This window comes from Agromyces sp. NPDC060279, assembly GCF_042726785.1.
Taxonomy (GTDB): Bacteria; Actinomycetota; Actinomycetes; order Actinomycetales; family Microbacteriaceae; genus Agromyces.
In genome coordinates, this window is the sequence record NZ_JBHXBK010000011.1 from 1 (window position 1) to 12,708 (window position 12,708).

The 12,708-nt window shown below is 73.6% G+C and carries 12 protein-coding genes and 1 pseudogene; 9 read left to right on the forward strand and 4 right to left on the reverse strand.

The features are described from left to right. The first annotated feature begins 106 nt into the window (after nucleotides 1-106). Genes ACFWE1_RS17435 through pnuC form a run of 3 tightly spaced genes read left to right on the forward strand, consistent with a single transcriptional unit; the run spans nucleotide 107 to nucleotide 3,073 of the window. Nucleotides 107-2,020, forward strand: coding sequence for a thioredoxin domain-containing protein (locus tag ACFWE1_RS17435; protein WP_376934752.1), 1,914 nt, complete (start codon nucleotides 107-109; stop codon nucleotides 2,018-2,020). Next, nucleotides 2,017-2,400 carry a DUF3054 domain-containing protein gene (locus ACFWE1_RS17440; protein ID WP_376934753.1) on the forward strand — a complete coding sequence of 128 codons (384 nt, stop codon included), beginning with the start codon at nucleotides 2,017-2,019 and terminating at the stop codon, nucleotides 2,398-2,400. The genes ACFWE1_RS17435 and ACFWE1_RS17440 overlap by 4 nt, the downstream gene beginning before the upstream one ends. A 16-nt stretch (nucleotides 2,401-2,416) precedes the next feature. Beyond that, nucleotides 2,417-3,073 (forward strand): nicotinamide riboside transporter PnuC, encoded by a 657-nt coding sequence (pnuC, locus tag ACFWE1_RS17445; RefSeq protein ID WP_376934754.1) that lies wholly within the window; start codon nucleotides 2,417-2,419, stop codon nucleotides 3,071-3,073. A gap of 12 nt (nucleotides 3,074-3,085) precedes the next feature. On the opposite strand, the gene ACFWE1_RS17450 is transcribed toward pnuC, so the two are convergent. Beyond that, entirely contained in the window at nucleotides 3,086-3,418 is a 333-nt protein-coding gene (locus tag ACFWE1_RS17450) for a hypothetical protein (RefSeq protein ID WP_376934755.1), read from the reverse strand. Between the two features lie 193 nt (nucleotides 3,419-3,611). Between ACFWE1_RS17450 and ACFWE1_RS17455 the strand changes: the two genes are divergently transcribed. The 4 genes from ACFWE1_RS17455 to ACFWE1_RS17470 all read left to right on the forward strand — a co-directional run bounded on the left by ACFWE1_RS17455 (nucleotide 3,612) and on the right by ACFWE1_RS17470 (nucleotide 8,368). After that, complete coding sequence (locus ACFWE1_RS17455) at nucleotides 3,612-5,444, forward strand: methyltransferase (protein ID WP_376934756.1); 1,833 nt, start codon at nucleotides 3,612-3,614, stop codon at nucleotides 5,442-5,444. 124 nt (nucleotides 5,445-5,568) lie between these two features. After that, entirely contained in the window at nucleotides 5,569-6,495 is a 927-nt protein-coding gene (locus ACFWE1_RS17460) for a DnaJ domain-containing protein (protein ID WP_376934757.1), read from the forward strand. A gap of 10 nt (nucleotides 6,496-6,505) precedes the next feature. Continuing rightward, nucleotides 6,506-7,774: a M18 family aminopeptidase gene (locus tag ACFWE1_RS17465; RefSeq protein WP_376934758.1), complete on the forward strand. Its 1,269-nt coding sequence runs from the start codon at nucleotides 6,506-6,508 to the stop codon at nucleotides 7,772-7,774. An 84-nt stretch (nucleotides 7,775-7,858) separates the two neighbouring features. Next, nucleotides 7,859-8,368, forward strand: coding sequence for a rhodanese-like domain-containing protein (locus ACFWE1_RS17470; RefSeq protein WP_376934759.1), 510 nt, complete (start codon nucleotides 7,859-7,861; stop codon nucleotides 8,366-8,368). An 87-nt stretch (nucleotides 8,369-8,455) separates the two neighbouring features. Here the strand turns inward: ACFWE1_RS17470 and ACFWE1_RS17475 are convergent, their stop codons facing one another. Then, on the reverse strand, nucleotides 8,456-9,844 hold the full coding sequence (locus ACFWE1_RS17475) for an L-serine ammonia-lyase (protein WP_376934760.1): 1,389 nt from the start codon (nucleotides 9,842-9,844) through the stop codon (nucleotides 8,456-8,458). Nucleotides 9,845-10,141: 297 nt separating this feature from the next. On the opposite strand from ACFWE1_RS17475, the pseudogene ACFWE1_RS17480 reads away from it, so the two are divergent. After that, nucleotides 10,142-10,422 (forward strand): annotated as a pseudogene (locus tag ACFWE1_RS17480) (integrase core domain-containing protein); the annotation flags it as partial. Between the two features lie 48 nt (nucleotides 10,423-10,470). On the opposite strand, the gene ACFWE1_RS17485 reads toward ACFWE1_RS17480, so the two are convergent. Next, nucleotides 10,471-11,097, reverse strand: coding sequence for a helix-turn-helix domain-containing protein (locus ACFWE1_RS17485; protein WP_376934761.1), 627 nt, complete (start codon nucleotides 11,095-11,097; stop codon nucleotides 10,471-10,473). A 386-nt stretch (nucleotides 11,098-11,483) separates the two neighbouring features. Between ACFWE1_RS17485 and ACFWE1_RS17490 the strand changes: the two genes are divergently transcribed. Next, on the forward strand, nucleotides 11,484-11,993 hold the full coding sequence (locus ACFWE1_RS17490) for a nuclear transport factor 2 family protein (protein ID WP_376934762.1): 510 nt from the start codon (nucleotides 11,484-11,486) through the stop codon (nucleotides 11,991-11,993). Between the two features lie 68 nt (nucleotides 11,994-12,061). Here ACFWE1_RS17490 and ACFWE1_RS17495 read toward each other — a convergent pair. Beyond that, the coding region (locus ACFWE1_RS17495) for an Ig-like domain-containing protein (RefSeq protein WP_376934763.1) at nucleotides 12,062-12,708 on the reverse strand (647 nt) is incomplete at its 5' end.

The following is a 12,708-nucleotide window of genomic DNA, read 5'->3' on the forward strand; positions in this document are numbered from 1 at the left end:
GGTACTGCAGGGGGGACCCTGTGGGAGAGTAGGACACCGCCGGACACCCATTCACGAAAGGCCACCCCGAACCCCGGGGTGGCCTTTCGGCATTTAAGCTGGCTGCATGGCGAACCGACTGCAGGGCGCCGTGAGCCCCTATCTCCGCGCACATGCCGAGAACCCGGTGGACTGGTACCCGTGGGGGCCGGAGGCTTTCGCCGCGGCCCGTGAGCGCGACGTGCCGGTGCTCGTCTCGATCGGGTACGCCACGTGTCACTGGTGTCACGTCATGGCCAGGCAGAGCTTCTCCGATCCGGTCATTGCCGCCCAGCTGAATCGCGACTTCGTCGCCGTCAAGGTCGATCGCGAGGAGCACCCGGGCGTCGACGGCAGCTATCTCGCCGCGGCATCCGCCTTCACGCGCGAGCTCGGCTGGCCGCTGACCGTCTTCACGACGCCCGAGGGCCGCACCTTCTACGCGGGCACCTACTTCCCGCCGAAGGCGGTCGGGGGGACGCCTGCATTCAGCGAGGTGCTCGCCGCCGTCGCGGAGGCCTGGCGCAGCCGACGTGGCGAGCTCCTCGCAATGGGAGACGAGGTGGCCAAGGCGCTCGCGGGCGCCGCCTCGGCGACGACCGGCGGCGCGCTGCCGTCGGCTGCCGAGCTGCGCGCGGCGGCCCGCTCGCTCGCCGCGGACGAGGACCGGGAGTTCGGCGGATTCGGCCCGGCGCCGAAGTTCCCGGTGCCGACGGTGCTCGGCTTCCTCGGCGAACTGCCCGGCGAGTCGCAGGAGCTCGCCGACCGGACGCTGCAGCTGATGGCGGCGTCGCCGCTGTTCGACCCGGTCGACGGCGGGTTCTTCCGCTACGCGACGAAGCGGGACTGGAGCGATCCGCACTACGAGCGGATGCTGCCCGACAACGCGCAGTTGCTCGGCCTCGCCGTCGCCGCGACCCGCCGGCCCGACGCGCTCGGCTGGGCGGCGCCGCTCGCGGACGACCTGGCGCGCTTCCTGACGACCACGATGGCGCTGTCCGTCGGCGGCTTCGCGAGCGCGCAGGACTCGGAGAGCGTGCTCGACGGGCGGCGGAACGAGGGCGGCTACTACCGGCTCGACGCCGAGGCGCGCGCCGCCGCCGCCCCGCCGGCGCTCGACGAGAAGCTCCTGAGCGGCTGGAACGGGCTCGCGATCGGGGCGCTCTCGGCGTTCGCCGAGCGCGGCCTCGAGGAGTCGGCCGCGGCCGCCGCCCTCGCCGCCGCGCGCACGGCCGCGGGCGTCGTGCTCGAGCGGCAGCTCGTCGACGGGGTGCTGCGTCGAGCCTCGCTCGACGGCGTGGTCTCCGAGGCGCCGGCGACGCTCGAGGACGTCGGCATGCTCGCCGGCGGGCTGCTGCGGCTCGCACTCGCCTCGGGCGAGGTCGGCTGGGCGAGCCGCGCGCGCGAGCTCATCGACCGGGCGCTGCACGACGCCGAGACCGGCAGCGAGGCGGCACGAGGCATCCCGTTCGCGCCGCCGGCGCCGGATCCCACCCTCGACGCGCTCGGCCTCGCCCTGCCCGACGACCCCGCGGAGGGCGCGGCCCCGTCCGGACTGACGAGCTGCGCCGACGCGGCGCTGCTGCTCGCGCAGCTCGGTGCCGGCGAGCACTACCGCAAAGCGGCGGAACGGGCGATGGCCTCGGTCGCGGGCATCGCCCCCGGCCGGCCGATCGCCTTCGGCGGGGCGCTCGCCGTGATGGCCCGCCTGCGCGCGGCCGAAGTCCAGCTCGTCGTCGTGGCGCCCGAGACCGAGGCCTCCGGTGACGCGGCATCCGCGGCGCTCATCGAGGAGGCCAGGCGGCAGCCCGCCGCGATCCGCGCGGTGGTGACGCCCGGGCAGGCGCGGCAGTTCGCCGCGGCCGGCTTCGAGCTCTTCGCAGCGCGCGAGGCGCTCGACGGGCGCGCCACGGCGTACCGCTGCGAGCACTTCGTCTGCGCGCTGCCCGTGCACGAGCCCGGCGCGCTCGCCGCGCTCGTGAGCCCTACGATTGAGGGATGATTCGCCAGTCGGCCGTCTGGGCCGCCGCCGTCGCCGACGTGCTGCTCGTCGCGCTCTTCGTCGTCATCGGCCGGCGCAGCCACGCGGAGGGACTCGATCTCGCCGGGCTCTGGCAGACGGCGTGGCCGTTCCTCGCGGCGCTCGTCGTGGGCTGGCTCGTCTCACTCGCGTGGCGGCGACCGCTCGCGCTCTGGCCGAGCGGCGTCGTCATCTGGGCGGTCACGCTCGTCGGGGGCATGCTGCTGCGCGCCGCGAGCGGGCAGGGCACGCAGCTGCCCTTCGTCCTCGTGGCCGCCGGCACGCTCGCACTCTTCCTCCTCGGCTGGCGCGCGATCGTCGCGCTCGTCGCCCGGCTCCGCTCGCGGCGGACCGCCTCGTGAGCACCGCACCGCGCGCATGAATCCCATCGAGTGGCTGTTCGACGCCCAGCTGGTCATCGGCGACCAGGTGATCCTCTGGCGCGAGATCGTCGGCAACCTCTTCGGGCTCGCGAGCGCGCTCGGCGGCATGCGGCGCAAGGTGTGGGCGTGGCCCGTCGGCATCATCGGCAACGCGCTGCTCTTCACCGTCTTCCTCGGCGCGGTGTTCCACACCCCCAACCCGGTGAACCTGCTCGGCCAGGCCGGCCGGCAGGTCATGTTCATCGCCGTGTCGATCTACGGCTGGGTGCGCTGGTCGCAGCATCGGAAGTCCGCGATCGCCGCGGTCGAACCGCGCTGGGCCGGATGGCGCGTCCGCCTCCTGCTCATGGTCGGCCTCCTCGGCGGCACCCTGGTGCTGACGCCGATCTTCCGCGCCCTGGGCTCCTTCGAGCCCGTCTGGGCCGACGCCTGGATCTTCGTCGGCTCCCTGCTCGCGACCTGGGGGATGGCACGCGGCTGGACCGAGTTCTGGCTGATCTGGGTCGCGGTCGACGCCGTCGGCGTGCCGCTGCTCGTGAGCGCCGGCTACTACGCCTCGGCGCTGCTGTACCTGTTCTACGGCGCGTTCACGATCGTCGGCTTCTTCACGTGGATGGCCGTGCAGCGCCGGGCGAAGCTCGCCGCGGCCTGAGCCGAGGGAGCGCTACCAGGCGCTCGGCACCCGGTCGAGCATCGACCAGGCGGCCTGGCTCAGCTCGGGATGCTCGAGGGCGATGCCGCGGAGCAGCTCGAACTCGAAGCGCTCGACGTCGCCCGGCCGGGCGGTCGGGTGGTACGCGCGAGCGCGCTGCGCGGCCCAGCCGCCGTCGTGCAGCCGGTCCTCGCGAAGGGTGGCCACGACCTGCTCGTCGACCGACGGCAGCTCGGGCAGGAACACCCAGGGGTCCTCGCCCAGCCGGCAGCGCAGCTCGATGAGCGCGGCGAGTTCGTCGCGCGCGTCCTGACGCAGGCGATCGAGCGGTGTCGGCTCGGTCATGGCGACCCTCCCCTCGCGGTGTCGATGTAGCAAGGGTACGCCGCCCGTGTGACGGCGCGGTTACAGAAGGACGCAGGAGGTGGCCGCGAGGTTTCGACGGTGTGACGGTGCGGTGCTGGGCTCGGCACACGAAGACGCCGGCTGCGCCTGCTTGAATGGATCCCGCGCGACCGCGCGGGACCAGGAGGCCAGGATGGCGGAAGCGAACGACCCCGAGCTCGCGGCGCGGGTCGGCGGCGGCGGGGCGGCGGACTTCGTGCGACGGTTCGGCCAGATGCCGGACGCCCAGATGCCGGACGCCCAGATGCCTGACGCCCAGACGCCGGACGCCCAGACGCCGGACGCCGAGACCTTCGCGCTCCTCGCCGCGCTCCGGACGGACCTCGACGCGGCGGGTTTCCGGGTCGCCCGGATCGAGGAGCTCTGGGAGCGCACCGCGGTCGACGGGCGCAGCCACCCGGGCCGCTCGCTGCAGCGCGGCCACCGGGCACCCGCCCTGCTCGCGCTCGACCACGTGCTGGCCCGGCTCGACGCGGCCGCGGACGGCGAGGCGGACGGCGAGGCTGATCGCGTCCGGGCGCTCGCCGCGCTCGTGCGGCTCTTCGTGCTCGGTGCGGCCACGGAGCCCTCCGCCCTCGACCACGCTCTCCCGACGCTCAGCAGCGACGGCGCCGAGCGGCTGGGCCTCGTCGGCCGCACCGCCGCCGGCGCCGTGCGGGCTCTCGTCGACCTGCGCCCCTACGCCTTCGCCGACGACGCAGGCGAGGGGGAGTGGTGGCTCGCCTCCGATCTCGGCGAGCTCGCCCTCGTGGGTGACGCGTCCGGGCCGGGCCCCGGCACCGGTCCCGCGCTCGCCGAGGACCACGTGCTCGGCATCGGCGGGGCGACGACGACGCTCAGCGGGCTGCTGCTGCAGCGGCCGGCCCGCACGGCGCTCGACCTCGGCACGGGCAGCGGCATCCAGGCCCTGCACGCGGCCCGGTTCAGCGAGCGGGTCGTCGCGACCGACGTGTCCGTGCGGGCGCTCGCCTTCGCCCGCTTCGCCGCCGCGCTGAACGAGGTCCCCGGGATCGAGTTCCGTCTCGGCAGCCTCTACGAGCCGGTCGCAGGCGAGCGCTTCGACCGCATCGTGTCGAACCCGCCCTTCGTCATCACCCCGCGCCGCCCGGGCGTGCCGAGCTACGAGTACCGCGATGGCGGGCTCGCCGGGGACGAGCTGGTCGAGGCCGTGATCCGCGGCGCCGCCGCGCACCTGGAGCCCGGCGGGATCGCCCAGCTCCTCGCGAACTGGGAGTACCGCGTCACCGCCGACCCCGAGACCGGCGAGGGCATCGCCGACGGGCTCGAACGCGTCGCCGCCTGGCTCGACGGCACCGGGCTCGAGTACTGGATCGTCGAGCGCGAGCGTCAGGACCCGAGCGAGTACGCGGAGACCTGGATCCGCGACGGCGGCACCCGCCCGGGCAGCGCGGAGTTCGAGCGGCTGCACACCGCCTGGCTCGAGGACTTCGCGGAGCGCGGGGTCGAGTCCGTCGGTTTCGGCTACGTGCTGCTGCGCCGTCCCGCCGGCGGCGCTCCGGCCCGGCTCGCCCGCGCCGAACGCCTGCACGGGCCGCTCGGCGCGGAGTCCGGCGGCCTCGGCGCGCACCTCGAGCGCGCGCTCGCCGCGATGGACGCGCTGGCGCCGCTCGACGACGAGGCGCTGCGCGGCATCCGCCTGGAGGTCGCGGCCGACGTCACCGAGGAACGCCACCATTGGCCGGGCGCGGAGCAGCCGACCGTCATCCTGCTGCGGCAGGGCGGCGGCTTCGGCCGCGTCGTCGACGCCGGCACCGCGCTCGCCGCCTTCGTCGGCGCGGCCGACGGCGAGCTGCCCGCGGGCGTGCTCTCCGACGCGATCGCGCAGCTGCTCGAAGCCGACGGCGCGGAGCTCTGGGCCGAGCTCGCGCCGACGCTCCGCGAGCTCGTCGCGGGCGGGCTGCTGCGACCGGCCGGCCCAGCCCGACCAGGCGGCGCTCCGGCCTGACCCAGCGCTCCGGCCTGACCCAGTGCTCAGGCCTGACCCGGCGCTCCGCCCACCGCCGACACCGCCCACCGCCGCCGTCCAGCCCGACGGCGGTATCCTCGACCTCGCACACGAAAGCGAGCCCATGCCCGAGAGTCCACTGTCCGCGTCGCCGTACGAGCTGCTCGGCGTCCCGGTCGACGCCGACGACGCCGCCCTGCGCGTCGCCTACCGCCGCGCCCTCCGCGAGTCGCATCCGGACACCGGGGGCGACGCCGCCCGCTTCCACGCGGTGCAGGTGGCCTGGACCCTCGTCGGCACCCCGGAGGCGCGCGCACGCTTCGATCGCGGCGCCGGCACGAGCGCGCCCAGCCGCGAGAGCTGGGCGCCGGCGGCACCCCGTCCGCGGCGCGATTCCCGCCCGCAGGCGCGCTCCCACGGGCACCCCGGCGGATACGACCGCGAACGCTACCTCGCCCTCATCCGGGAATGGGTCGGCCGCGGCCAGGAGCTCGCCGACCCCTACGACCCCGCGCTCGTGCGGGCCGCTCCCCTCGACATCCGGCACGTGCTCGCGGACGCGCTCGCCGAGGAGGCGACCGCGCGCTCGCTCGCGACGCTCGGCATCGCCTACACGATCTGGCACGACATCGCGACGGATGCCGCGGGGCCGGGGCTGCCGCCGAAGCTCGACCACCTCGTACTCGGACCCACGGGGCTGTTCGCCGTCCAATCGGAGGACTGGGGCGGCGAGGTGCGGTTCCGCCGCAACGAGCTCATCGGCGAGGGGCTCGACGGCGAGCGGCCGTTCCGGGCGCTCGCCGCCCGCGCGAAGGCCGTCACCCGGCCCGCGAAGGTCAAGCCGACGGCGCTCCTCGTCGTCGTGCCCGACGAGCACGCGGCCGAGCCGCTCGAGCTCGGCGGCTCGATCCGCGGCGCGGCGACGGCGCTCGTGCGCCGGTCCCGCCTCGTGAGCGCGATCCGCGAGGGGATCCCCGGGTCGCCGAGCCTCGGCGGCACGGACGTGATGGAGGTCCGCTCGCGGCTGCAGGCCGTCATCCGCTTCGCGTAGGGTCGAAGGCATGCCCGCGATCGACGCCACCGCCTATCTCGACGACTTCGCCGCCTTCGTGCAGGCCTCGCCCTCCTCGTACCACGCCGCAGACGAGGTGGCCCGGCGGCTCGAGGCGGCCGGCTTCGAGCGGCTCGACGAGGCGGACGCCTGGCCGAGCGGTCCGGGCCGGCGGGTCGTCGTCCGCGACGGCGCCGTGATCGCCTGGGTCGAGCCGCCCGCTGCCACGCCGACCGCGCCGGTGCGCATCCTCGGGGCGCACACCGACTCGCCGTCGTTCAAGCTCAAGCCGAGCCCGTCGACGGCCGCGGCGGGCCTGCTGCAGGCGGGGGTCGAGATCTACGGCGGGCCGCTGCTGAACTCCTGGCTCGACCGCGAGCTCGAGCTCGCCGGCCGCCTGGTCACGCGCGACGGCGCCGTGCACCTCGCCCGCACCGGGCCGATGCTGCGCATCCCGCAGCTCGCGATCCACCTCGACCGCGAGCAGAACAAGGCGCTCTCCCTCGACAAGCAGCGCCACGTGCAGCCCGTCTGGGGCGCGGGCGAGGAGGGCGACGTGCTCGCCGAGCTCGCCGCCGACGCGGGCGTGGCGGCGGCCGACGTCGTGGGCTACGACGTGCTGCTGGCCGACACCGCGCCGCCGCAGCGCTTCGGCCGCGACGGCGTGTTCTTCGCCTCCGGCCGCATGGACAATCTCAGCTCCGTCTACGCGGGCCTCGTGGCGCTGCTGGCGGCGCCGTCGGACGCCGGCCACCTGAGCGTCCTCGCGGCCTTCGACCACGAGGAGCTCGGCTCGGAGTCGCGCTCGGGCGCGGCCGGCCCGTTCCTGGAGGACGTGCTCGCGCGCATCGGCGACGGCCTCGCCGCGACCGCCGAGGACCGTCGCCGCGCCGCGGCCGCCTCCTGGCTGCTGTCCTCCGACGCCGGGCACGGTGTGCACCCGAACCACCCCGAGCGGCACGACCCGGTGAACCGGCCGGTGCTCGGCGGCGGCCCGCTGCTGAAGCTCAACGCCAACCAGCGGTACGCGAGCGACGCGCTCGGCTCCGCCATGTGGGCCGCCGCCTGCGAGCGCGCCGGGGTGCCGACGCAGCCGTTCGTCTCGAACAACACCGTGCCGTGCGGCTCGACGATCGGGCCGATCTCGGCGACCCGGCTCGGCATCCGCACCGTCGACGTCGGCGTGCCGCTGCTGTCGATGCACTCAGCGCGCGAGCTGGCCCACGTCGACGACCTCGTCGCGCTCGGGGCGGCGGTCACCGCCTTCTTCGCCGGTTGAGCCGCGCCGCATCTGGCGGGATTTCGCGGCACGTCGGCGGGATCTGACGGGGTCGCCGAGCCGGCATCCTGCCAGGCTCGGGGCATGACCGAAACCGCCACGAGCTCCGCCCTCTTCGCGCACGTCGCCCCGTCGGCCGAGGCCGAGCGCCACTTCGCCACGCGGCTCGCGTTCGAGACCGACGTCTCCGACGTCGCCGTCGCGCTCCGCGAGGAGCCGGGCGCCTTCGCCCTCGTGGACACCCGCAGCGAGGCATCCTGGCAGCAGGGCCGGGTGCCGGGCGCCGTGCACCTGCCCACCCGCCGGATCGCCGCCGAGTCGGCGGCGACGCTGCCCGCCGGCATCCCCGTCGTCGTCTACTGCTGGGGTCCCGGCTGCAACGGGGCGCAGCGCGCCGCGCTCGAGTTCGCGCGGCTCGGCCACCCGGTCAAGGAGATGCTCGGCGGATTCGAGTACTGGGTGCGCGAGGGCTTCGCCTTCGAGACGGACGAGGGTCGGCGCGTGCGGCCCGCCGATCCGCTCACCAACGTCACCGCCGGGCGCGTGCTCGACGGCGACCCGGCCGCGCCGGGCGCGATCGCCTGCGCCTGCTGACGGCCCGACGAGCGGGCGTCCCCCGGCCGGGACACCGAGGGACGTCCGCCCGACCTCCGGAGCATCCGAACCTGCCGCTCCGGCGGCTCAGCACTCGATGACGTTCACCGCGAGGCCGCCCTCGCTCGTCTCCTTGTACTTCGTCATCATGTCGAGGCCCGTCTGCCGCATCGTCTCGATGACGGTGTCGAGCGAGACGAGGTGCGTGCCGTCGCCGTGCAGCGCGAGCCGTGCGGCCGAGACCGCGGTCGACGCGGCGATCGCGTTGCGCTCGATGCAGGGCACCTGCACGAGGCCGGCGACCGGGTCGCAGGTCAGCCCGAGGTGGTGCTCCATGGCGATCTCGGCGGCGTTCTCGATCTGCCGCGGGGTACCGCCGAGCACCGCGCAGAGCGCGCCAGCCGCCATCGCGCACGCCGAGCCGACCTCGGCCTGGCAGCCGCCCTCGGCGCCAGAGATCGACGCGTTCTTCTTGACGAGGCTCGCGATCGCCGAAGCGGTGAGTAGGAAGCGGCGGATACCGGCCTGGTCGGCGCCGGGGACGAAGCGCAGGTAGTAGTGGCCGACGGCGGGCAGGATGCCGGCCGCACCGTTCGTGGGCGCCGTGACGACGCGCCCGCCCGAGGCGTTCTCCTCGTTCACGGCGAGGGCGAAGGCGTGCAGCCACTCCGTCGAGGTGTCGCGGTGCGCGGCGGCCTCGAGCTCCTCGCGGTCGTAGGCCTCGAGCTGACGGCGCACCTGGGAGGCGCGCCGCTTGACCCGCAGCCCGCCGGGCAGCTCGCCCTCGGTCGCGAGCCCGTGCGAGACGCACTCGGCCATCGCCGCCCAGATCGCATCGAGCCCCTCGTCGATGCCGGCCTCGCCGTGCACCGCGATCTCGTTGTGCCGGGCGACGTCGCAGAGGGAGACGCCGTGCTCGTCGCAGAGCTCGAGCAGCTCAGCCGCGGTCGAGTAGGGCAGCGGATGCCGCAGCGCCTCGGCCTCGGTGGCCGGGTCGCCGTCGCGGCGGATGAAGCCGCCGCCGACCGAGTAGTAGGTCTCCTCGGCGATGGGCAGGGCGCCGTCGGCGTCCCACGCCTGCAGGGTGAGGGCGTTCGGGTGCCCGGGCAGCCGGGTGCGGGGCTCGAGGGTGATGTCGCTCGGGCGCAGCCGGATCGGGTGACGGCCGCCGAGGCGGAGCTCCGTGCCCTCGGGGTCGAGCCGCTGCCAGGCGCCGCGCACCGCGTCTGGGTCGCAGTCGTGCGGGCGCAGGCCGGCGAGGCCCGCGACGACGGCGTCGGGCGTGCCGTGACCGAGGCCGGTGGCGCCGAGCGAGCCGTACAGCGAGCAGCTGACGCGGGCGACCCGTTCGGTGAGGCCGGCCTCGTCGAGGCGGTCGACGAACGCCGTCGCGGCCCGCATCGGCCCGACGGTGTGGGAGCTCGAAGGCCCGATGCCGATCGAGAAGAGATCGAGGGCGGAGACGAACGCGGTCACGTCCCCAGGGTACGCGCGTTCTCGCGCATCGATGCCGCGAGAAATCGAAGAATCGTGCGTTGGTGACGCTTCGGGCGGGCGTTGGTCGACAGCTCGCCCCGACGACGACCTCGGCCGCACCATTCCGCGCGGGCGGTGGGCCCGGGGCACTGGGAACGAGTGAGCCGAGGCGCTTCCGCCGGCGCCGGAACCAGAACACCAGGCCCGCGCCGGTGCAGGTCCGATGTTGCGGGGAGCTGTTCGGAACCGAATCGATCACCGCGTTGATGGTTGGCGCGGATGCCGCTGTGGCCGCCCGGCTCGGCCGATGGTTCCTACGCCTGGCGTGACGCGTGCGCCGAACTCGGCGTCCAGCACAAACCAAGCCGTTCCTACCGGCCGCAGACCAGCGGCACGATCGAGCGATTCCACCGCACTCTCGCCGACGAATGGGCCTACGCACACTTGTATCGATCAGAAGCCGACACCGCGCCGCACTTCCCAGCCGGCTGCACTTCTACAATCACCACAGGAGCCACTCCGCGATCGGAGCCCCACCTATCAGCAGCCTCAACAACCTCCCTGGACATCACACCTAGACCAGGCAATTCACGAGCTTTCTGATCTTGTGGCTGGCGCCAGGCGGGTCAGCTCCGGTCCCGCGCTGCCTCGGCGGCGATCATGGTCCGTCTCCAGCCGCCCGGGGATGCGCCGACGTTCCGCCGGAAGAACTTCGAGAAGTTTGCGGGATCGTCGAACCCGAGCTCCGACGCGATCCGCGCGACCGAGGCGTCGGCCTGGTACGCCAGTAGCCGCTTCGCCTCCAGTACGAGGCGTGCGTCGATCGCCTGCTTCGCAGTCCGGCCGCCGTGCTCATGCACAGCGAGCGTCAGGGTCTTCGGGGTGCACCCGAGGTGGTGGGCGAACTCGTGCACCGATCGCTGGAAAAGGGCTGGCGATTCGAGCAGCCGCAGGAACGCGGCGTAGAGGTGCGAGCGGCCGGCGCCCGAGCGGGAGACGGCAGGGCTCGGGGCGGTTCGGGGCTCTGGCGGTTCGGGGGCGTCTTCCAGTGAGAGGAGCGCTGCCTCGAGGACGCGCTCGCTCGTGAGAGCGGCGGCATCAGTGCGGGAGTTCTGCAGCGCCGCCAGCAGGTCCAGGAGCGCTAGCGTCTCGGCGGGAACGCTGTTCCGAGCCCAGTACGAACGCGGTGCCGTGATCCGGCTCCGGAGCACATCGAGCGCCGCGGGTGTGAGGAGTTCGGGGAGGAAGAGCACGAGCTGCCCCTCGACCGCGCTCAGGTCCCCCCATCGCTGGACCTGGCCGGCGTGCACGTGGAGCACTTCGCCAGGGCCGACACGGTGGGCCGCGAAGTCGACCTCCTGCGTGAGCTCACCTGAGACGATCCGGAAGAGGAGGTCGAAGCCGGGACGCTGCGGGCGGCGGAACGAGGGCTTGTGTCCGTCGGTCGCACGAAGCACGGACAACGGAATCAGTTCGACGCGCGCAGCAAGCGCGGGATCACCGGGACGATAGCCGACGGAGAGGATCCGCGTCGGTTCGAAATCGACCATGACTTTGCCTCCAGCAGCATTGCTCGGCAGGGTTCACGCTTCCTAACGTGACAAGCATGAAGAATACTGCCAAGGCTCGGCTCATCGCCGTGCTCATCGCGATTCCCGCAGCCCTCACGCTGGCTGCCTGCACGAACGGCGCGGAGCGCGCCAGCGGTGCGACGGATCAGCGTCCCTCCGCGTCGAGTGACACGTCGTCGGCAGCCGACGGCCGCGATCTCGAGCTGCAGGAGTCCAACCGCGCGCTCGTCCTCGACTTCTACAACACCTTCTTCAACGACCACGACACCGAGGCGGCCGCCAAGGTCGTCGCGGACGACTACCGACAGCACAACCCGGAGGTGCCGGATGGCAAAGGGCCATTCGTCTCATTCTTCACCGGCTTCTTCGCCGAAAACCCGGACTCTCGGGCGGAGATCGTGCGCAGCGCGGCCGACGGCGACCTCGTCTATCTGCACGTGCACTCCACGAACGGCGCCGACGATCTCGGCTCGGCCGTCGTCGACATCTTCCGAGTGGAAGACGGCATGATCGTCGAGCACTGGGACGTGATCCAGGACGTTCCGGCGACGTCGGCGAACGAGAACACGATGTTCTGATCCGGCTGGAACGACTCAGGCCGGGGTGCAGCTGTGCTGCTCCCCGGCCTGAGTGCGTCCGGTGCCGGTTACTCGGTGGTGCGGCGTCGGCGGCGGATGAGGAGTGCTGCTCCGGCGCCGAGGAGGAGGATGCCGGCGGCAATGGCGCCGGCGATCTGGACACCCGTGGACGCGAGTCCGGGCGGGGTGGGCTGTGCCTTGGGCGGTTGCCCGCCTGGTTCGGCCGGGGGCGTCGGCGCGTCGTCGAGATAGGTGATGGTGATCGTTGCGCCGGTCGTGTTTCCCGCGCGGTCTTGTACGGTGTAGCCGATCGGCGTGGGGTTGCCTTCGAATCCGGGTTCGGGGGTGAAGGTGATCGCTCCGGTGTCGGGGTCGACGGTCCAGGTGCCCTCGCCGGGGACGACGAGCTCGGTGACGGGGTCGCCCGTTTCGGGGTCGGTGATCCGTACCGTGGTCGGGTCGAGGTCGCCGCGGTCGTTGTCCAGGGTGGGGACCGTAACCGTGGTGCCGCGCGGGTTGTTCAATGACTCATCGTCCGTTGCCTCGGGCAGGTAGGTGACGGTGACGGTCGCGCCGGTGGGGTTCCCGTTGCGGTCGGCCACGGTGTAGTCGATCGGGGTGGGGTTGCCTTCGAATCCGGGTTCGGGGGTGAAGGTGATCGCTCCGGTGTCGGGGTCGACGGTCCAGGTGCCCTCGCCGGGGACGACGAGCTCGG